Genomic DNA, 20,393 nt, shown 5'->3' on the forward strand with positions numbered 1-20,393 from the left:
ACGGGACTACTTGGAAAGAGGAGACGGGTCGTGGTCGTTGTGGTCGTCGTTGCGGCGGGCCTGGGCCTGTTCGCGCAGGCGTCGCAGTTCTTCGGCGTCAATGAGGGTGGCCGGGTCGCGCTGCAGGTCGCCGAAACGGGCCACGTAGCGGCCGCGTACCCAGGCCAGCAGGAAGGCGAGGGCAGCCAGCAGGCACAGGGTCATCAACCCCGCGCTCGGGGTCTTCAGCGCGAAGGCAAAGCAGCCCAGCGCCAGCAGCAGGTACAACCAGTACATAGTCGGGCTCCCCGGATGATCGCCGCAGTGTAGCGCTGCGTCAGAGCAGCGGCGAGGCCAGCCGGGCGAAGGCCTCGGGCAGGCGGTGCAGCCACAGCGAGCGGCCGGCCTGGTCATGCACCCGCGTGGCGCGGTCGAATTCGCCCTGCAGCAGCTCGGCCAGGGCCGCCACACGGTCGCGGTCGCTGATCATCATCGACAGCTCGAAGTTCAGCCGGAAGCTGCGGTGGTCGAAGTTGGCACTGCCGACAATACAGACATCGTCATCGGCGATGAACGCCTTGGTATGCAGCATCCGCGGGCCGTATTCGTAGATCTTCACGCCCGCATGCAACAGCTCATCGAAGTAGGAACGTGCGGCCTGGGTGACGAACCACGAATCGCTCATCTTCGGTACCAGCAGGCGCACATCCAGGCCGCCCAGTGCAGCGGAGGTCAACGCCATCCGCGCCGCTTCACCCGGCACGAAATAGGGGGTGACCAGCCACACCCGCTCGTGTGCTTCCTGGATGGCGGCGACGTGGAGGCGGTGGATGGTCTCCCAGCCCGAATCCGGACCCGACACCAGTACCTGCGCGTTGATCGCGCCATCACCGCGCAGCGGCATGTCGGCCGGCCATAGACGGGCGATGTCCATCCGCGAGGGATCCTGTCCACTGGCGTACAGCCAGTCTTCGGCAAACACCAGCTGCAGGCTGCGCACGACATGGCCGCGGATACGCATGTGCAGGTCGCGGTAGGCGTCGGGTCTGCGGCTCTCGTCTTCCTCGTCGGTGATGTTGATGCCGCCGGTAAAGGCAAGGCGGCCATCGATGATCACCAGCTTGCGATGCGTGCGCAGGTTCAACCACGGGCGCTTGAACGGCTTCAGCAGCTGCCGCGGATGGAACCAGATTGCTTCGCCGCCGGCATCCAGCAGGGGCTGCAGGAAGCGGCGGGGCAGGGCGGACGAGCCAACCGCATCCAGCAGAAGGCGCACCTGCACCCCCGCACGGGCGCGCTCGACCAGGGCATCACGCAGGGCAGTGCCAGCGTGGTCCGGATTGAAGATGTAGTACTCCAGGTGCACGTGGTCGCGCGCCTGTGCGATCGCATCGAGCAGTGCGGCGTAGGTGGCCGCGCCGTCGACCAGCCAGGTCACCTCGGTGGCACTGCTTGGCGCCAGCCCGGTGGTGGCCTGTGCAACCTTGGCCAGCTCGGTACAGTCCGAATCGGGTGGGCAGACATCACTGTAGTGCTCCATCCCCGAGCGGGCGCGACCACGGCGCAGCCGCTGCCGCTTCACCTTCTGCGGACCCAGCAGGTAGTAGATGAAGAGCCCCAGGTAGGGGAGCAGCGCCAACGACAGGATCCAGCTCAGCGTGGCCACCGGCTCGCGCTTCTGCAGCATGATCCAGCCCGCCAGCGCGAACAGGTACAGCAGGTAGGCCACCGCCAGGATGGTGCCGAGGTGGGCGATGCCGTCGAGCCAATGGCGCAGGGAGTCGAAGAGGGCGAGCATTCGCCGATCATAGCGGGCGCGTGCTCCCTGATGGGGTCAGATCCCTTTCCTGAGGGAAAGGGATCTGACCCCGACGGGCCCCGCAGGCACAAAAAAAAACGCCCCTGTTTCCAGGGGCGTCTGCAGTCGCGTCATGACTGTTGTGTTGCGGTGTCGCGTTTACTGCTGCACAAAACCGATCTTCTTCATCTGAGCGTTCTTCGCGGCGGCCAGAACCTTGGCCATCACGTCGTACTCCGAATCCGGGCTGGCGTCGATGCGCAGTTCCGGCTGGTTGGTCGGGTCACGCTGGACCTCCTGCTCCATCCGCTGCTGCAGCTCGCTGGTATTGATCGGGCTGTTGTTCCACGAGACCTGGTTGCTGGCGTCGATCTTCAGTTCGATCGGCGGCGGCGGTTCGACCAGCTGCGGCGGTGGGTTGAGCACGCGCTGCGGCAGGTCCACGGCGATCGGGTACGTCATGATCGGCGCGGTCACGATGAAGATGATCAGCAGAACCAGCATCACGTCCACGAGGGGCGTGACGTTGATGTCTGCCATGGGGCCCTTGCCACCACCACTACTGAATGCCATGGCTTATTGCCCCTTTTCTTTGGTCGCGACGAAGCCGACGTCCAGCATGCCCTGCTCCTGCGCGACCTTGGTCAGGTCGTTGATGACGCGCATCTTGGTGGTGCGGTCACCACGCAGGTTCAGCGGCGGCTGCGGGGTCTGCTGGGCGGCGGTCGCCAAGCGCGACTCGAGAGTCTGCTTGTTGATTTCTTCGTCGTTCCAGTAGATCGAGCCGTCTTCCTTGACTGCCAGGGTGATCGGTCCGGAACGCTTTTCAGCATCTTCCGGCTTCTGGATCAGGTTGGCTTCCGGCAGATCCACCTTGACCTTGTGGGACATCAGGGGCGCCGTGATGATGAAGATGATCAGCAGCACCAGCATCACGTCCACGAGGGGCGTAACGTTGATGTCGGCCATGGGGCCGCCGCTGTTACCACTACTGAAAGCCATAACGGGCTCCGTCTAGATCTTGGTGACTACTTACTTCGTCGCTGGGTGACGCGCGCCGCAATTAGCGGACGCGCGAACCGGTGGCGAAGAAGTCGTGCAGGTCGTGCGCGAAGGTATCGAACTTGCTGATGGTCGCGCTGTTGATCTTGCTGAAGAAGTTGAAGGCGAACACGGCCGGGATCGCGACGAACAGACCGATCGCGGTCATGATCAGCGCTTCACCCACCGGGCCGGCAACGGCGTCGATCGAAGCGGAGCCGGTGGCACCGATCTTGATCAGCGCGCCGTAGATGCCCCACACGGTACCCAGCAGACCGACGAACGGAGCGGTTGCGCCGACGGTGGCCAGCAGGGTCATGCCCGACTGCAGCTTGTTGCTTTCGCGGGTGACGGCCTGGCGCAGAGCGCGGTCGACGAACTCCGAACGGCTCAGGTTCTCACCCAGGCCACCGGTGGCGCCGCCTTCAGCGCGCTGGTGGTGGGCAGCCGCCTGGGCAGCGTCCAGGGCGATCTTCGAGAACGGCTCCGAAGCCGGCTGTTCTTCCATCGCACGGATGGCGTCCTGCGCGTTCGGGGTGTCCCAGAACAGGCTGACGACGCGATCAGCGGCGCTCTTCAGGCGGGTGGCACGGAAGATGTTGATGACGGTCCAGTACCAGGACATGGCCGACATGGCGATCAGGGTCAGCAGCACGACCCAGGAAACCGCGAAATCACCCGGCTTGGTGGTCATTTCGTGGATCAGGTGCTCGAAGCCCATCTGCGACAGGGCATTGGACGGATTGCCCCCGGCAGCAGCGGCGATGAAAATTTCCTGCAGCATGACGCTTACCTTTGTTGTGTGTGGTGATAAAGGGTGTAGCTAAGCAAACAATCGAACTGGGAACCGGGGCGGCCAGGCGGCCACCCGGGCGCATCAGTTCAGCGCAAAGTTGACCGGGACGCGAACGCGACCTGCCGTCTTCTTACCGCCAGATTCAGCGGCGTTGAAGCGCCACTTGCGAGCCGCTTCCATCGCAGCACGGTCCAGGTCGCGGTTACGGCTGGACTTTTCCACCGTGACATTGGTGACGTTGCCGTTGGCATCGACATCAATGATCAGGATCACTTCGCCCTGGATACCCGCGCGGAAGGCTGCCGGCGGATAGCGCGGCGGATTCATGGCCTTCGACGAGATGTCCACGCTGGCCTCGATCGAGGTCGGCGGTGCCGGCGGCGCCGGAGGCGACGGCGGGGTGACGATATCGTTCGGGCGCGGCTCCGGCACATCGACGACCGGCGCCTGCGGCGGCGGCGGTACGGGCGACGGCTTCGGCGGCGACAGATTCTTCACCGGCGGTGGCGGAGTATCCTGCGGCGGCGGCGGCGGCGGCGGCGGTGGGGGCGGCGGCGGCGCGTCGACGATGGTCACCATGACGTTGCGCTCCTTCTCCGCGACGGCCTTGGGAGCCACGGCGGGAATCAGGAGCATCATGAAGGCGGCCAGATGCAGGGCAATTACAAACGCGATGCCGACGATGCGAGGCCAGCTCAGCCCCTTGTCATCGGGTTGTTCGTACCGGTGAACGACTAGTTGTTCCGTCATGCGCCAAGAGCTCAATAGTGGGGCCGGAATCCCGGGGGCGGGATCCCTGATCAGCGGTGCATGACACCGCAGGAACCTCCAAGCTTATACCAATCCTGAGCGCCTGCGCATCAACTGAGCAGGCATTCAGGCGTTATTCCTACTTACTTCAGGTTGATGATTTTTTTGGCATCAGCCTGGTTCTTCACGCCCTTCGCCAGCGCCTGCTGGGCGGCCTGCTTGGCCTCGGGGACGCGACCTTCGGCATGCAGGACGCGTGCCAGGTTCAGGTAGGTCTCACCGTCCTTGGAGAGCGGGGCGGCCTTCTGCCACGCATCGATCGCCTGCGGCACCTGGTCGGAGTAGTAGTAGGACTGGGCCAGCGCCAGGTAAACCTGGTAATCCGGCTTCAGGATGCCCTTCTGCAACCCTTCATTGATGACCGCGATGACGTCCTTTTCCTTGTTCTCGGTGTTGGCATAGATCGAGTACAGCTGCTTGTACTCGCGCTCTTCGGTGAGCTGGCCGCTGCTGCGCAGCTTGTCCATCACCGCGGCGGCCTTCGGCATCTGGTCAGCCTGCATGTACATGTTGGCCAGATTCAGCTGGGCCTTCTTGTCCGTAGGGTTCTTGGCCGCCAGCGCTTCAGCGGCCTGCACGGCCTCACCGGTCTGGCCGGCTTCGGACAGTGCCGCCATCAGCAGCTGGTTCCAGTTGTCCTTCGGCTCGGCGGCGCCGGCGATGGCCTGCTTCAGCACCGGGATCGCTTCCTGGTAGCGCTCCAGCTGGTACAGCGCCTGGCCCTTGGCGATCAGCTCTTCCGGCTTGGTCGACTTGCTCTCGGCAAAGTACTTGTCCAGAGTGGCCAGGCCTTCAGCGGTCTGGTCTTCCTGCAGCTGCAGCTGGCCCAGCATCAGCATCGACTGGAAGTGGCCGTTGTTGTCCAGGCCGTTGAACTGGATCACCTGCTTCAGGTAGGCGATGGCGGCCGGGGTGTCGTCGGTCTGGTAGGCAGACTGCGAGGCCAGCTGCGCGGCCAGCGACTTGTCGTACTCGTTCGAGGCGCTGTCAGCCAGGATCGCGTCAGCCTGCGTGCGCGTCTCCGGGAACTTTTCCTTGTTGTAGCTGTCGATCATTTTCTGCAGCTTGCTGCCCATCTTGGCCGAGGCCTTGGCGGTCGGCTCCTGCCGGGTCGCATTCGGGTACAGCGGTTCGGCCTTGGCCTGCTTGCTGCTGCCGCCGCGGCTGCCACGGTCGGAGGAGCGCGAGGACTGCGCGAAGGCATCGGTGACCACGGCGCCGGTCAGGGCGGTCGCGACGAGGACGGAAAGCACAGCTTTGTGGTTACGGAAAATCATCGTTCACCTCGATCGAACCGCCGGATAGCGGCAAAGTCGGACTGTCAGAAAAATCTGAGCCGCCAAACGTATCAGAAACAGATGGCGTGAGAAATCGTTTTATGTGCTGCAATACAGCATAGAACTGCGCACTCATCCGCACTTTGGCCGCAGCCCGGCCGCCTGCGCCTGCTGATAAACCGGCGTCAGGCCCGGTGCATCACGTCGCAGTTCCTGGATGCGGTTGGCTGGATCGGGGTGGGTGGACAGCCATTGCGGGCTGCGACCGCCGCTGGCGGCCATCATGTTCTGCCACAGATCCACGGCCTGGGCCGGGTTGAATCCGGCCTGCGCCATCAGTCGCTGGCCGATGACATCGGCCTCGCTTTCCTGGGTTCGCGACCCCGGGAGGAGGAAGGCCGTCTGCGCACCCATCCCGCCCAGCTGGTTGACCGTGCTGGCGGCACCATCGCCGTAGGCGGCACCGGCCAGCGCGCCCAGCACGGCCAGGCCGGTCTGCGCGCCCATCTGCCGGGTGATGCGTTCTTCGTGATGACGCGCGATGACATGCCCGATCTCATGGCCGATCACGGCAGCCAACTGGTCCTGGTTCCTGGCGACGGTGAAGATGCCGGTATTCACACCCACTTTGCCGCCGGGCAGGGCAAAGGCGTTCGGTTCCTTGTCGACGAATACAGCCGTCTCCCACCGTACGCCACGGTACTGAGGTGGCAACTGCGCGACCAGCGCATTGACCACGCATTGCACGTAGCCGTTCTGGCGGCCATCCGTGCTGATCTTCTCTTTCTGCTTGGTCTCGGCGAACGCCTGCGCACCCAGCTGGTCCAGCTGTGCCTGTGACACGCCGCCCACCATCTGCCGTCGTCCGGTTGGCGACGTAGTGGTCGCGCAGGCGCTGACCAGGGTGGTGATGACAAGGGCCAGCAGCAGTTGTTTCATGGGTCCACCCCCGTGTTCATGTGCGCAGTGTGTAGCGTACCTGCTTAATCTTTCGTCAAGCGGGCACGGCGTTACGTTGATCCCAGGAACACCATCGCGGCCAGCGCAACCGCATTGTTCAGCGCATGCGCAGTGATCGCCGCCCACAGCGTGCCGGTGCGGCGGTACAGCCAGCAGAAGGCGGCCCCCATGCCGCCGTAGACCAGCCACAGCTGCGCCATGCCCAGCAGCGAATTCTTGCTGACACCGGGCACTTCATGGACCAGGGCGAACGCCAGGCTGCTGAGGATGAGGCCCAGCCAGGGCCGGCCGGCCTGCCACAGGCGCCCGAACAGGACGCGGCGGAACAGCAGCTCTTCATAGGTGGGGGCGAGGACGACCGCGAACAGCACCAGGAACAACGGGAAGCGAGCGATCGCGCTCTGCATCAGTTCCACGTTGGTGGGTACCGGCTCGATGCCGAACTGCTTGGAAAGGAAGGCGATGCCGTTGCTGCCCAGCACGATCAGCGTGGCCACCAGCAGGGTCCAGCCCCAGGTGGAAGGCCGCAGCAGCGCCTGCCGCGAGGCCTGGCGCTCGCCGGCGTTTGCCGGACGGCGCCAGAAGTACAGCAGCAGTGCGGCGCCACCGGTGGCGATCAGGGCCATCAGGATCTGCGCCAGGGCCCCGGGCTGGCCCACCACCGCGCTGACGGTGTCAGGTGTCAGTGCGCCGCCATTGGCCTCGGCATTGGCGCGGCTGACCACGATCGCACGGTAGAAGCCCCAGAACAGACCGGTGACCATGCTCAGGCCGACCAGGGCGACGGCAGCGATGCCCAGGTCGATGAAGAAACCTGCCAACGGTGCAACGGCGCGCGGAGGGGCGGATGCCGGCGGAACCGGAGGCGGGGCGGAAACCGGGGCGGATGCGGACATCAGGTACCTGCGTTCAAGGGACGACGGCCGGTGCAGCTCCCCGCGCACCGGCCAGGTCCCGATTGTGTCAGATATCCAGATTCGCGACCTTCAACGCATTGTCTTCGATGAAGTCGCGACGCGGTTCGACCACATCGCCCATCAGGGTGCTGAAAATCTGGTCGGCAGCGACCGCGTCTTCAATGCGCACCTGCAGCAGGCGACGGGTCTCCGGGTTCACCGTGGTATCCCACAACTGTTCCGGATTCATTTCGCCCAGACCCTTGAATCGCTGGATCTGACGGCCGCGCTTGGCCTCCTCGAGGAGCCAGTTCTGCGCCTTGGCAAAACTGTCCACTTCAATCGACTTGGCGCCGCGGGAAATCGTCGCGCCTTCGCGCACCAGGCCGTGCAACAGCTTGGAGGCCTGGTGGATCGCACGCAGTTCGCCACTCTCGAACGCCGACATCGGCAGCACCTGGATGTGCTCCTCGCCCATGTGGCGGCGGGTCACCAGCACCGCGGCCGGGCGCTCATCGTTCGGTTCCTGCAGTTCCAGGCTGAAGCGCGGGCTGCCCAGGCTGCCCTGGTTGAGGCGCTTGGCCAGCGCATCCAGGCCTTCGCCTTCGCCGGCATTGCGCAGGCTGTCCAGGTCCATCGGCACGAAATCGACCAGCGCTTCGAGCAGGTTGCGGTCATAGCGATGCGCGTTGCGCTCGATCGAATCCAGCGCGGCGGCATAGGCCAGCAGCAGCTTTTCCAGCGCCAGGCCTTCGATGCCCGGTTCGCCGGTGGCCGGCACCAGCGCGGCGTTTTCCACCGCACTGCTGGCCAGGTAGCTGTCCAGCGCGGGGTCGTCCTTCAGGTACAGCTCCTGCTTGCCCTGCTTGATCTTGTACAGCGGCGGCAGGCCGATGTAGACGTAACCGCGCTCGATCAGCTCCGGCATCTGACGGTAGAAGAACGTCAGCAGCAGGGTGCGGATGTGGGCGCCGTCGACGTCGGCGTCGGTCATGATGATGATCTTGTGGTAACGCAGCTTGTCCGGGTTGTACTCATCACGGCCGATGCCGGTACCCAGCGCGGTGATCAGCGTACCGACCTGGTCGGACGACAGCATGCGGTCAAAGCGCGCGCGTTCCACGTTGAGGATCTTGCCGCGCAGCGGCAGCACCGCCTGGTTCTTGCGGTTGCGACCCTGCTTGGCCGAACCACCTGCCGAGTCACCCTCGACGATGAACAGTTCGGACAGCGCCGGGTCCTTTTCCTGGCAGTCGGCCAGCTTGCCCGGCAGGCCGGCGATGTCCAGCGCGCCCTTGCGGCGGGTCAGGTCGCGGGCCTTGCGCGCGGCTTCTCGTGCTCGCGCGGCGTCGACGATCTTGCCGGCGATCGCCTTGGCTTCGTTCGGGTTTTCCTGCAGGAACTCTTCCAGGCGCGCACCAAAGGCGTTTTCCACTGCCGGACGTACGTCGGAGCTGACCAGCTTTTCCTTGGTCTGGCTGGAGAAGCTCGGGTCCGGCACCTTTACCGACAGCACCGCGATCATGCCTTCGCGCATGTCGTCGCCGGTCAGGTTGATCTTGGCCTGCTTGGCGATGCCGTTCTGTTCGATGTAGTTGTTGAGCACACGGGTCAGCGCGCCACGGAAACCGGCGAGGTGGGTGCCGCCGTCCTTCTGCGGAATGTTGTTGGTGAAGCAGTACATCGTCTCCTGGTAGGAGTCGGTCCACTGCAGCGCCACATCCACGACGATGCCGTTGTGCTCGCCGGTGACGGAGATGACGTTCGGGTGCAGCGGGGTCTTCAGCTGCGCCAGATGCTCCACGAAGCTGCGGATGCCGCCTTCGTAGTGGAAATCATCGCGACGGCCATCGCCACGCTCATCGGCAAGGACGATCTTGACGCCGGAGTTCAGGAACGACAGCTCGCGCAGGCGGCGGGCCAGGATGTCGTAGTGGAATTCCACGTTGTCGTGGAAGGCAACGGTCGACGGCCAGAAGCGCACGGTGGTACCGCGCTTGGTGGTGGTTTCCAGCTTGGCCAGTGCGGTCACGGCGGCACCGTCGCTGAATTCCTGCTGGTAATGGAAGCCGTTCTGGAACACGTCCACCAGCAGCTTCTGCGACAGCGCGTTGACCACGCTGACGCCGACGCCGTGCAGGCCGCCGGAAACCTTGTAGCTGTTGTCGTCGAACTTGCCGCCCGCGTGCAGGACAGTCATGACCACTTCGGCGGCAGACACTTCGCGACCGAGCTTGGCGCTCATCTGCTCGTGCTTGCCGGTCGGGATACCGCGGCCGTTGTCGGATACCGAAACCGAGCCGTCGGCGTGGATCGTCACTGCAACGTGATCGGCGTGGCCGGCCAGCGCTTCGTCGATCGAGTTGTCAACGACCTCGAACACCATGTGGTGCAGTCCGGTGCCGTCATGCACGTCACCGATGTACATGCCGGGACGCTTGCGGACAGCCTCCAGGCCTTCCAGGGCGGTAATGCTGTTGGCGTCGTAATTGCCGTTGTTTGCCGGGGTGTTCTGTTCGTCGCTCATTGCGCTTGCCGTAGGCTCCGCAGGTCGGCCACCGCTTGGAGCGATGCGCCGAGAATGAAAGGATTCCAACCCGAATTATACCAGCCGGGGTCGAGCGGCCCTGGTGTGCCCACTATGGCACAGCCACGATCTGTGCATGTTCCACGTGGAACCGGGCGATGTGGGTCAGTTCTTCCAATGCTGCCGGTGTTTCGGTGGCGGTGACGAAGATCTGTGCCGGTCCGTTGAGCAGGCGCTCCAGAACCCGCGCCTGATGGGTGCGATCCAGCTCGGAGGACAGATCGTCCAACGCGATCACCGGCCATTCGCCGCGCTGTTCTGCGTAGTCCTCGGCTTGTGCCAGCAGACAGGCCAATGCCGTCAGCTTGGCTTGGCCGCGGGACAGCGCATCGCGCCCAGGAATACTTTGGAAATCCACGCTCCAGTCCGCCCGGTGCGGGCCGACCGAGGTATACCCGGCCTGCCGATCACGCTCCCGGGCTAGAAGCAGGGCATCGGCCAGGGGAAGCTCGTGCCGACGCCAACCTGGGCTGAGTTCCAGTGCCTGGATCCCAAGTTGCGGGGCCAAGCTGCCAGCCAGGGAGACGGTACGCTGCTGCAGGCGCTCCAGGTAGTGCTGGCGACGGCTGGTCAGGGGTTCTCCAGCCTCGGCCAGTTCGTGATCCCAGGTATCCAGCATCCGCGACGAGCCACCTTGCTTGAGCAGGGCATTTCGCTGTTTCAGTGCACGCGAGTAACGGCGCCAGAGCGACAGAAAATCCGGTTCCACGTGGAACAAGCCCCAATCGAGGAAGCGGCGGCGGGGTTCACCACCACCACTGACCAACGCATGGCTGCCGGGTTCGAACGTTACTACCGCCAGCGCTGCGCACAGATTGCCGAGCTGAGCCACGTCTTCGCCGTCCAATCGACCCTGCCAGTCCTGGCCACTGTGGCGCAAGCCGGCCTTTCGGCGGTGCGGTGGGTGATTGGCACGCTGTTCCTCCCATTCCACGAAGATTTCCAGAGCTTCCTGGCCCTGTCGCACCAACCCATCGCGAACCCGACCACGGAAGCTGCGCCCATAGGCCATCAGATGCAGGGCCTCGAGCACACTGGTTTTGCCGGCACCGTTGTCGCCGGTCAGCAGGTTCAATCCCGGCTGGGGCAACAGATCCACCGCACTGAAGCGACGCAGTTGATGCAAGGCGAGGCGGCGGATAAGCATGGGGCGCGAAAGACCATCCGCACAAGGCGGTAGAGGGGCAGGGAATCCATCAGCTTACTGCATCGGTCAAGCCAGCCGTGCCGCGCCAGACATCGCCACTGTGCTGAAGCCTCCGCCTGGCAACACTACGCGTGTTCCACGTGGTAGCGCTCCCTCACCTGGGATCTCCTGGGTGTGGATACGCCCGGGAATCCTTGAATTCTGAGCGGCGGCGCAGGGTACTGGCCCTCAGATTTCAGCGATTTCAGCCTCATTCCGCGAGCATCGCCAGGTGCCCCGACGGGTGGTTTGCGCGAACACCGCGCAGATTTCTTGAAATCTACGATGCGATGCCCTGGAGGGTTCCACAGATTTCAAAGAATTCGAGCCCGCCGTTTCACGCTGTCCACAGCAGGTCTGTATGACTTATACACAAGGTATGGGCAAACTGTGGATAAAAAAGCCCTTTTGCCCGACCTGCGAATCTATCCACAGGTTCCACCCCAGCCTGAGGGGCCTCTATACAGGGGGTTTCAGGTGCATAAATCTCTTCAAAATCAATTAGATAATGCATTTCTCCACGAAATCTGTGCCTACCATCACCACCATGCTTTAGATTTATACCCAGATTTAGAAGCTAGGCTGGCCCCGATCCGGCCCAAACCAGGCCTGTGGACAGTGATGTCTGCAGATGAAGCAATCACCGCGATGCGCACGTGATCCGCTTCATCCATCGGACCAGATCAGGGCACATGCGATCAGCCTGAAAATTCCGGGAACTGCATTCTCGATCCAAGGCGGCTGGACAGCGGCCAGGCCAGGAACGGGGTTCCAGTCGCTCAGGACCAATACATCGGAAGGGCAGCCAGGATCAATTGGCAACCAGCGATCTCAAGGAAGGCATTCACCCATACCTGGAGATCCGGCCATCGCGATGCTCCACGTGGAACCTGCAAAAAAAACGCCCGGGAATTCCCGGGCGTCGTTCGGTTCCACGTGGAACAACACAGCGGTCAGAGACGCAGCGGCATCACCACATGGCGCGACTTTTCGCTGCTGGATTCACGAACCAGCGCAGAGGAGTTGGAGTCGCGCAGCTGGATGATGACTTCCTCATCGCGCAGGGCGGAGAGAGCATCCAGCAGGTAGTTCACGTTGAAGCCGATGGCGAGATCGCTGACCGTGGTATCGGCTTCGATCTCTTCCTGGGCTTCTTCCTGTTCCGGGTTGTGTGCGCTGATCTTCAGGTTGCCCGGCGAGACTTCCACGCGGATACCCCGGTACTTCTCGTTGGACAGGATCGCGGCGCGTTGCAGCGAGGCACGCAGTGCTTCGCGGTCAACCTTCACTTCGCGGTCGGCGCCGATCGGAATCACTGCTTCATAGTCGGGGAAGCGGCCATCGATCAGCTTCGAGGTGAAGGTGACATCGTCGCGCTTGACGCGCACATGGCTACGGCCGACTTCCAGCTCGATCTCGCGATCGCCGCTTTCCAGCAGGCGCTGCAGTTCGGTCACGCCCTTGCGCGGCACGATGATCTGGCGCTTGGAACCGCTGGGCTTGGCCAGGTCGGTTTCACACAGCGCCAGGCGGTGGCCGTCGGTGGCGACGGTCCGCAGGGCATCACCGCGCAGATCGAACAGCAGGCCGTTGAGGTAGTAGCGCACGTCCTGCTGGGCCATCGCGAACGCGGTGCGCTCGATCAGCTCCTTCAGGGTTGCTTCGCCGATGGCTACACGCTCGGTAGCTTCCACTTCGTCAACCGACGGGAAGTCGTTGGAGGGCAGCGTCGCCAGGGTAAAGCGGCTGCGGCCGGCCTGCACGGTGATCTTGTCACCGGTCTGCGAGACGGTGATCCGGCTGCCATCGGGCAAGGCGCGGATGATCTCGAACAGCTTGCGGGCGGGAATGGTGGTTTCGCCGTCCTGGGCATCTTCAACCGCGATCCGCGACACCATCTCCACTTCCAGGTCGGTACCGGTCAGCGACAGCTGGCCGTTCTGCACCTGGACCAGGAAATTGGCCAGAACCGGAAGGGTCTGGCGGCGTTCGACCACGTTGACGACCTGTGCCAACGGCTTGAGAAAGGCTTCGCGCTGCAGTGTGAAACGCATGTGGTTCCGTGCCCCTATGCTTTAAAAAAATGTGGAATAAATCAAAAGCTTGGTGGTGCTGGTAGAGACAGAATCGCTGGAAAACAACGCTAAGTCTTTGTAAATAAAAGAGTTTCATCCATCGAAACCCTCTGTATTACCGACCCCCAGGGGGTGGGGAAAGCTGTGGATAAATTCTGCGCGATTTCAAACGCCATTTTTATCCACAACGTGTCCCGCGCTTGCTACCGGATTCTGCACCGTTTTGTGCGATGACGCCTCATCGGCATCCGTGCATCATTCGCTCAGCTTCCGGATCAGCTTGTCCCAGTCCTCGCGGAGCTTGCCGTCGGTTTCCATCAGGGTCCGGATCTGGCGGCAGGCATGCAGCACCGTGGTGTGATCGCGACCGGCAAAGGCATCGCCGATCTCGGGCAGGCTGTGCTCGGTCAGTTCCTTGGTCAGGGCCATGGCGACCTGGCGCGGGCGAGCCAGCGAGCGGGTCCGACGCTTCGACAGCAGATCCTTGATCTGCAGGCCGTAGTAGTCGGCAACGGTTTTCTGGATGTTGGGAATGCTGATCGCCTGCTGCTGGGCGCGCAGCAGGTCGCGCAGGGTTTCCTGGGCGAATTCAGTGGTGATCGCGCGGCCGGTGAAATTGGCGCGGGCGGTCAGGGTATTGAGCGCACCTTCGAGGTCGCGCACGTTGGAGCGCATCTTCTTGGCGATCAGGAACGCAACATCATCGGGAATCTCGGCACCGCGTTCGCGTGCCTTGGCCAGCACGATCGCGGCGCGGGTCTCGAAGTCCGGCGGTTCGATCGCGACCGACAGGCCCCAGGCAAGCCGCGATTTCAGGCGCGCTTCGAGCCCCTCGACTTCGCGCGGATAGCGGTCGCAGGTCAGGATGATCTGCTGCTTCCCATCGAACAACGCGTTGAAGGTGTGGAAAAACTCTTCCTGGGTGCGGTCCTTGCCGGCGAAGAACTGGATGTCATCGATCAGCAGCGCATCCACCTGCTGGAACTGGCGCTTGAACTGATCCATGGTCTTTTCCTGCAGGGCCCGGATCATCGCGCTGAAGAACTGTTCCGAACGCAGGTACAACACCTTCGCGCCTGGATTGGCCTGGCGCATGGCGTTGCCGGCGGCGAACATCAGGTGGGTCTTGCCCAGGCCGGTGCCTCCGTACAGCAACAGCGGGTTGTGCGCGCGGTCGCCCGGCTTCTGTGCTGCCTGGAAGGCGGCGGCCAGGCCCAGCTGGTTGCTGCGGCCTTCGACGAAGTTGGCGAACGTGTAGTGATTGTCCAGATTGCCGGCGAAGGGCACCTGCGGTTCGCTGGAAGCCTGCGCCGACGGCGTGGAAACCGGCGCGTTCTGCGCCTCCACGGGGCGCGGGCGCGAGCCGATTTCAAGAAAAACGTCGCTGAAACCGGCGAAATGCGCCAGCAGTTCGCGGATCCGGGCCAGGTACAGTTCGCGTACCTGATCGACGATGAAGGCATTCGGTGCATACAGCACCAGGCTGTCCACGCGCAGATCGGCCTGCAGCGGCTTCAACCAGGTATGAACGTCTTCCGGCGGGAACTCCGCTTCGAGGCGCTCGAGACTACGGGACCAGGCATCCATCAGCAATAATCGTCCGGTGGCCGGGGCATGGACGCGACAAGGCGCCCAAACACAGGCCGGAAAGGGGGGAAATGGATGGCTCAGACTACCACCGAGCGCCCGCCTTCGGAATGCTTGTCCCCTACTTATTCACAAAAACATCCACAGCTATTGCACAGCCCAGTGAATTCGCGTAGCTGCCAGGGGTTGACGCGGGGTAGGGTACCTCTCTAGAATTTCCGGTTCTTTCCGTCCCATTCATACGAGAGGCCCCCAATGGCCACGAAGCGCACCTACCAGCCCAGCAACCTCAAGCGTAAGCGCGACCACGGCTTCCGTGCCCGTATGAAGACCGCTGACGGCCGCAAGATCCTGTCGCGTCGCCGCGCCAAGGGCCGCAAAGTCCTGAGCGCCTGATTGCCATGCCGCACCTCGCGGCAGACGCAATCCCTTCGACAGTGAATACTGCAGACCCGCGCAAGCGATTTCCTCGCTCTGCGCGGGTTCGCACGCGTGCCGAATACTCAACGGTCTTCAACGGCGCCCGCCGTGTGTCCGATCCGCTGATGACCCTGCACTGGCTGCCGGCTGACCGGCCGGCCAGGCTGGGTCTGGCTGTTTCCCGCAAGGTTGACCCGAACGCCGTTGGGCGTAACCGGATCAAGCGCGTCCTGCGCGACATCCTGCGTCAGACACGTACCGAAATCCAGCCAGGCGACTTCGTCGTCGTGGCCCGTAGTGCTGCGCGTTCCGCGAGCAACGACGAGATCCGCCAGGCCTTCCTGCGCCTGCTGCGTCGCCTGCGTGCATTGCCCGCGCCGGGCGTGGACGGCACAATGCCGCCGCCTGATGGCATCGCAACTCCTTCTTTGACCGAGCCGGCATCGCGTCCCGGCCCCGCCGAGCCTGTCCGCTGATGAACCAGACCCGCGTATTCCTCATTTTTGCCTGGCTGATGGTGGCCGTGCTGCTGTGGATGGAGTGGAGCCGTGAAAAGGCTGCTCCGACCCCGGCACCGACGACCACGTCGGCCCCGGCTGCTGCACAGAGTGTTCCGGGTGCGACCCCGGGCAGCATCCCCAGCGCCCAGGTGCCGGGTGCCCCGGGCCAGGCCGCAGTGCAGGCCCAGGCCAGCGCCACCCCGGCCAGCCAGCGCGTGACCGTCACCACCGACGTGCTGCGCCTGGTACTGGACGGCGGCCGCGTGCTCGATGCCGAGCTGCTGCAGTTCCCGCAGACCAAGGACGAAGGCAGCCCGCCGGTCCGCCTGCTGACCGAAGACCCCGCGCATCCGTACAGCGCGATCAGTGGCTGGGCCAGTGAGGACAAGAACACCCCGGTGCCCGGCGCTGACGGCTTCAAGCTGGTCGGTGACACCCGGGACTTCGTGCTGGCCAAGGGCCAGAACGAACTGCAGATCCCGTTCGTATGGACCGCCGACAACGGCGTGACCATCAAGCGCACCCTGACCGTCTCGCGCAACGAGTACGCCGTGCGCTTCAAGGACGAAGTCAGCAACACCGGCACCGCGCCGTGGAACGGCTACGTCTACCGCACCCTGGACCGCACCCCGACCATCCTGTCGCGGAGCATGACCAACCCGGATTCGTTCAGCTTCAACGGTGCCACCTGGTACGACAACGACAAGAAGTACCAGCGTCGTGCGTTCAAGGACTACCTGGAAGATGGCACGCTGAACCAGAACATCACCGGTGGTTGGCTGGCGATGCTGCAGCACCACTTCTTCACCGCCTGGATTCCGCAGAAGGACCAGACCGCGCACTACGTGCTGTCGCAGGTGGCCGGTCGTGACCTGATCGAAGCGCGAGGCCCGGCCTTCACCGTGGCCCCGGGCCAGTCCACCAGCACCGAGGCCCGCCTGTGGGTCGGCCCGAAGCTGGTCAACCTGATTGCCAAGGAAGACGTACCGGGCCTGGACCGCGTGGTCGACTACAGCCGCTTCTCGATGATGGCGGTGATCGGCCAGGGCCTGTTCTGGGTGCTGAACCAGGTGCACAAGCTGGTCGGCAACTGGGGCTGGGCGATCGTCGGCCTGGTGGTGCTGCTGAAGCTGGTGCTGTACCCGCTGTCGGCGACCCAGTACAAGAGCGGCGCCAAGATGCGTCGCTTCCAGCCGCGCATCGCGCAGCTGAAGGAGCGCTATGGCGATGACCGCCAGAAGTTCCAGACCGCGATGATGGAGTTGTACAAGAAGGAAAAGATCAATCCGATGGGCGGCTGCCTGCCGATCCTCATCCAGATGCCGATCTTCTTCGCCCTGTACTGGGTGCTCGTGGAATCGGTCGAACTGCGCCAGGCGCCCTGGTTCGGCTGGATCCAGGACCTGACCGCCCGTGACCCGTACTTCATCCTGCCGGTGATCAACGTGGCGGTGATGTGGTTCACCCAGAAGCTGACCCCGGCACCGGGCATGGACCCGATGCAGCAGAAGATGATGCAGTTCATGCCGCTGGTGTTCGGCGTCATGATGGCCTTCATGCCGTCCGGCCTGGTCCTGTACTGGGTGGTCAACGGCGGCCTGGGCCTGCTGCAGCAGTGGTGGATGACCAAGCGCCACGGTGGCGAACCGGTCCCGGCCACCAGCGCGCCGGCCCCGGTCAAAAAGAAGTAATCGGCAGAGCCGGCCGCTGGCCGGCTGACCTCAGCGAAAGCCCGCCGCAAGGCGGGCTTTTCGCATGCGGCGTTAGAATCGCCGGCACACCGATCCTCCCATCTTCGAGTCCGCCATGCCGCGTGCGCCGTCGTTCCGCCTGTTCCTGCCCTCGCTGTTGTTGACCCTGGTCGCTGCCGGGTGTGGCGACAAGGATGCGAAGGCGCCGGCGACCACCGTCACCCAACCGAGCGCGCAGGCTGCGGCGGCCGCCGATCCGGCCGCTGCACCGTTGCTGGCCGCGCTGCAGAAGCAGCTCGACGGCTACCGCCGGATCATCGTGCTGCTGGCCGACGAGGAACAGCAGTCTGCGGCCGACCGCGGCACCTCCACGCGTGTGGGCCAGCAGCTGTTCCATGATGGCCTGGAACAGCGCACAGCGATCGCCGTACAGTTCGATACCCTGCTGCGCGGTTCCAGTCCGCAGCGCTTCGCCACCCTCGGCACCGTGCTGGACTACATCGAGTCCGCGCCGGAACTGTTCGATGCCGATCGCCTGGCCTTCCGCGAAGTGCTGCGTGATCTGCATGAGCGGGTCGGCACCGATTCATCGCTGCCGGCGGTGAAGCTGCACCAGCGCATCGGTGAGGACCTGGAGGCGCTCGACGAGATCGAGCGCAACTACAACCAGGAACTGACCCGCATCTTCAGCCGCTTCGAGCGCACCCGTGCCATCGAACTGAAGCGCGAGAAGTGGGACGACTACATCGCCCACCTGCACAAGGACTACAGCCGCGAAGCGATCCTGCGCGACTATGGCGTGATCGAGCCGTACCCGATGTCGATGAAGGACAGCGACCGCGAGATCTTCGGCCGCGACCTGCCGGCCAAGACCGTGGTGCTGACCTTCGACGATGGCCCGCACAAGGCCTACACCGATGAAGTGGTGGCCATCCTCAAGCGCTACGACGTGCCGGGCGTGTTCTTCGAAGTGGGCCGCAACCTGGGCAAGGTCGAGGCCGATGGCAAGGTCAACCTTGGCCCGATGGCCAAGATCAGCCGCAACCTGATGGAAGAGGGCTATGCGGTGGGCAACCACAGCCTGACCCATGCCCAGTTGTCGCGCACCACCGGTGACGCGCTGCGCCAGCAGGTGCTGGACACCGACACGCTGCTGAAGGACGTCGACAGCAAGCGTGCGCCACTGTTCCGCTTCCCGTATGGCGCGCGCAATGCCGAAGGCCTGCAGCTGCTCAACGAAGCCGGACTGAAGTCGATCATGTGGAACATCGACTCGATGGACTGGGCCGACCCGGTGCCGGAATCGATCGTGCAGCGCGTGCTCGACCAGGTGAACAAGGAACAGCGCGGCATCATCCTGTTCCACGACATCCACGACCGTGCGGTGAAGGCGCTGCCGCAGATCCTCGATCGTCTGATCGCTGATGGCTACCAGTTCGCCGGCTGGAACGGCCGCGACTTCACCGTCGCCCGTGCGCGCAAGGGCGATACCGGTGCCGCCACCGTTACCACCGGCTACGAGAAGTCCTGGGCGATCGTGGTCGGCATCGACAACTACGCCAAGTGGCCGAAGCTGGAGTACGCCAGCCACGACGCGCAGGCGGTGGCCGATACCCTGACCGGGCAGTTCGGCTTCCCGTCCTCGCAGGTGATCGTGCTGAAGAACGAGCAGGCCACCCGCAACAACATCCTGGCCGCCTTCCACGACCGCCTGGCCGATGACCGTACCGGCAAGAACGACCGCGTGTTCGTGTTCTTCGCCGGCCATGGCGCGACCCGCCAGCTCGCCTCCGGGCGCGACCTCGGCTACATCATTCCCGTCGATTCGGATCCGAAGGAATTCGCCACCGACGCGATCGCGATGACCGACATCCAGAACATCGCCGAGAGCATGCAGGCCAAGCACGTGATGTTCGTGATGGACGCCTGCTACAGCGGACTGGGCCTGACCCGTGGTGGCCCGTCTTCGTCCTCGTTCCTGCGCGAGAACGCGCGTCGCAGCGCGCGGCAGATGCTGACCGCCGGTGGTGCCGACCAGCAGGTGGCTGATGCCGGCCCGAACGGCCACTCGGTGTTCACCTGGGTGCTGCTGCAGGCGCTGGCCGGCAAGGGTGACCTCAACGGCGACGGCCTGATCACCGGTACCGAGCTGGCCGCCTACGTGGCGCCGGCGGTGTCGGCGGTCTCGCACCAGACCCCGGCCTTCGGCAGCCTGCCGGGTTCGCAGGGCGGCGAGTTCGTGTTCCAGGTGCCGGACAGCCAGGAATTCCTCAACGCCGATACGCGCCAGCTGACCGCCGATGCGATCGCGCTGAACAACAAGGTGGATGCGGCCAGCGAAGCCAAGGGCAGCCAGGCGCCGGTGACCGTGGCCGACCTGCAGGGTGGCAAGGCCAAGCTGGTGGTGCCCACCGCCGGCCCGGCATCCGACCGCCAGCGCGCGCAGCAGGCCAACGACCGTGGCCTGCAGCTGTACCGCGAGAAGCAGTACGACGAGGCGGCCGCGCAGTTCACCGAGGCGTTGAAGCTGCGCCCGGACTTCGCCCAGGCCGCGAACAACCTCGGTTTCGTCTACTACCGCCAGCAGCGCTATGCCGAAGCCGCGCGCTGGCTGGAGAACACGTTGAAGATCGACCCGTCGCGTGCGGTGGCCTATCTCAACCTGGGCGATGCCTACTTCAAAGCCGGCGACAAGGCCAAGGCGAAGCAGGCCTATACCACCTACCTGGCGCTGCAGCCGCAGGGCAGCGGTGCCGCGCAGGCACGCGTGCAGCTGGAGAAACTCTGAGC

Annotated in this window: 17 protein-coding genes; 4 read left to right on the top strand and 13 right to left on the bottom strand. The window is 64.0% G+C overall.

Annotated features, from left to right (window positions below; translation table 11 throughout):
• Nucleotides 1-6: 6 nt before the first annotated feature.
• From B9Y82_RS20235 to dnaA, 13 genes are all read right to left on the bottom strand, one after another.
• Nucleotides 7-276, bottom strand: coding sequence for a hypothetical protein (locus B9Y82_RS20235; protein WP_100475101.1), 270 nt, complete (start codon nucleotides 274-276; stop codon nucleotides 7-9).
• A gap of 40 nt (nucleotides 277-316) precedes the next feature.
• Entirely contained in the window at nucleotides 317-1,777 is a 1,461-nt protein-coding gene (gene cls / locus B9Y82_RS20240) for a cardiolipin synthase (protein ID WP_100475102.1), read from the bottom strand.
• A gap of 159 nt (nucleotides 1,778-1,936) precedes the next feature.
• A complete protein-coding gene (locus B9Y82_RS20245) occupies nucleotides 1,937-2,350 on the bottom strand; it encodes an ExbD/TolR family protein (RefSeq protein ID WP_005411740.1) in 414 nt (137 codons plus the stop codon).
• A 3-nt stretch (nucleotides 2,351-2,353) separates the two neighbouring features.
• Nucleotides 2,354-2,779 carry an ExbD/TolR family protein gene (locus B9Y82_RS20250; RefSeq protein WP_005411739.1) on the bottom strand — a complete coding sequence of 142 codons (426 nt, stop codon included), beginning with the start codon at nucleotides 2,777-2,779 and terminating at the stop codon, nucleotides 2,354-2,356.
• A 61-nt stretch (nucleotides 2,780-2,840) separates the two neighbouring features.
• A complete protein-coding gene (gene exbB, locus B9Y82_RS20255; protein WP_100475103.1) occupies nucleotides 2,841-3,602 on the bottom strand; it encodes a TonB-system energizer ExbB in 762 nt (253 codons plus the stop codon).
• Nucleotides 3,603-3,695: 93 nt separating this feature from the next.
• Nucleotides 3,696-4,364: an energy transducer TonB gene (locus tag B9Y82_RS20260; RefSeq protein WP_100475104.1), complete on the bottom strand. Its 669-nt coding sequence runs from the start codon at nucleotides 4,362-4,364 to the stop codon at nucleotides 3,696-3,698.
• 143 nt (nucleotides 4,365-4,507) lie between these two features.
• Nucleotides 4,508-5,701 carry a heme biosynthesis protein HemY gene (locus tag B9Y82_RS20265; RefSeq protein WP_100475105.1) on the bottom strand — a complete coding sequence of 398 codons (1,194 nt, stop codon included), beginning with the start codon at nucleotides 5,699-5,701 and terminating at the stop codon, nucleotides 4,508-4,510.
• 132 nt (nucleotides 5,702-5,833) lie between these two features.
• On the bottom strand, nucleotides 5,834-6,640 hold the full coding sequence (locus B9Y82_RS20270; RefSeq protein ID WP_100475106.1) for a M48 family metallopeptidase: 807 nt from the start codon (nucleotides 6,638-6,640) through the stop codon (nucleotides 5,834-5,836).
• 71 nt (nucleotides 6,641-6,711) lie between these two features.
• Nucleotides 6,712-7,557: a CPBP family intramembrane glutamic endopeptidase gene (locus B9Y82_RS20275; RefSeq protein ID WP_100475107.1), complete on the bottom strand. Its 846-nt coding sequence runs from the start codon at nucleotides 7,555-7,557 to the stop codon at nucleotides 6,712-6,714.
• Between the two features lie 67 nt (nucleotides 7,558-7,624).
• The gene (gene gyrB / locus B9Y82_RS20280) at nucleotides 7,625-10,084 is read right to left on the bottom strand and encodes a DNA topoisomerase (ATP-hydrolyzing) subunit B (RefSeq protein ID WP_100475108.1); all 2,460 of its coding nucleotides are present in this window, start codon (nucleotides 10,082-10,084) and stop codon (nucleotides 7,625-7,627) included.
• Between the two features lie 112 nt (nucleotides 10,085-10,196).
• Complete coding sequence (gene recF / locus B9Y82_RS20285; RefSeq protein WP_100475109.1) at nucleotides 10,197-11,291, bottom strand: DNA replication/repair protein RecF; 1,095 nt, start codon at nucleotides 11,289-11,291, stop codon at nucleotides 10,197-10,199.
• A gap of 992 nt (nucleotides 11,292-12,283) precedes the next feature.
• Nucleotides 12,284-13,384 carry a DNA polymerase III subunit beta gene (gene dnaN / locus B9Y82_RS20290; protein ID WP_005411731.1) on the bottom strand — a complete coding sequence of 367 codons (1,101 nt, stop codon included), beginning with the start codon at nucleotides 13,382-13,384 and terminating at the stop codon, nucleotides 12,284-12,286.
• 276 nt (nucleotides 13,385-13,660) lie between these two features.
• Nucleotides 13,661-14,992: a chromosomal replication initiator protein DnaA gene (gene dnaA / locus B9Y82_RS20295; protein WP_100475110.1), complete on the bottom strand. Its 1,332-nt coding sequence runs from the start codon at nucleotides 14,990-14,992 to the stop codon at nucleotides 13,661-13,663.
• A 255-nt stretch (nucleotides 14,993-15,247) separates the two neighbouring features.
• Here dnaA and rpmH point away from each other — a divergent pair, with 255 nt between their 5' ends.
• From rpmH to B9Y82_RS20315, 4 genes are all read left to right on the top strand, one after another.
• Nucleotides 15,248-15,388, top strand: a complete 141-nt coding sequence (gene rpmH / locus B9Y82_RS20300; protein ID WP_005411729.1) for a 50S ribosomal protein L34 — start codon at nucleotides 15,248-15,250, stop codon at nucleotides 15,386-15,388.
• A gap of 5 nt (nucleotides 15,389-15,393) precedes the next feature.
• Complete coding sequence (gene rnpA, locus B9Y82_RS20305; protein WP_074725861.1) at nucleotides 15,394-15,888, top strand: ribonuclease P protein component; 495 nt, start codon at nucleotides 15,394-15,396, stop codon at nucleotides 15,886-15,888.
• Nucleotides 15,888-17,603, top strand: coding sequence for a membrane protein insertase YidC (yidC, locus tag B9Y82_RS20310; protein WP_100475111.1), 1,716 nt, complete (start codon nucleotides 15,888-15,890; stop codon nucleotides 17,601-17,603). Before rnpA ends, yidC begins: the two co-directional genes overlap by 1 nt.
• Before the next feature lie 115 nt (nucleotides 17,604-17,718).
• The gene (locus B9Y82_RS20315; protein ID WP_100475112.1) at nucleotides 17,719-20,391 is read left to right on the top strand and encodes a polysaccharide deacetylase family protein; all 2,673 of its coding nucleotides are present in this window, start codon (nucleotides 17,719-17,721) and stop codon (nucleotides 20,389-20,391) included.
• The last annotated feature ends 2 nt before the right edge of the window (nucleotides 20,392-20,393 follow it).

This window comes from Stenotrophomonas maltophilia, from assembly GCF_002799155.1.
In the GTDB taxonomy this organism is placed as follows: Bacteria; Pseudomonadota; Gammaproteobacteria; order Xanthomonadales; family Xanthomonadaceae; genus Stenotrophomonas; species Stenotrophomonas maltophilia_R.